Genomic DNA, 303 nt, shown 5'->3' with positions numbered 1-303 from the left:
CCGCGCCGACGCCTGCGAACGCCCCCGCGAGACCGGCGAGAGGATGTCGACCGACGGTGAGGAAGGCCGCCGCGGCGAGCGGCACCAGGATCAGATACCCGGCATCGGTCGCCACCGACGACAGCACACCGACGAAGATCAGGATGAACGCCAACCACCGCGGCGGGGCCACCTTGACCACCCGGCGGATCAGCGCCCCCATGAGCCCGGCGTGCTCGGCGACGCCGACGCCCGCCATCGCGATGAGCACGACCGCGACCACGCCGAACCCGGCGAAGTTGTCGACGAACGACGAGAAGAAGA

General features: G+C 70.6%; 1 protein-coding gene. It reads right to left on the bottom strand.

The annotated features are described in order from the left end of the window. Nucleotides 1–303 (bottom strand): AbgT family transporter (locus tag WFM69_RS19345; protein ID WP_337007476.1); only part of this gene is annotated, 303 nt, incomplete at both ends.

It is taken from the genome of Microbacterium sp. LB12 (genome assembly GCF_037150835.1).
In the GTDB taxonomy this organism is placed as follows: Bacteria; Actinomycetota; Actinomycetes; order Actinomycetales; family Microbacteriaceae; genus Microbacterium.
The sequence above is the reverse complement of the archived record's forward strand: the minus strand, read 5'-3'. Positions and strand labels throughout refer to the sequence as shown.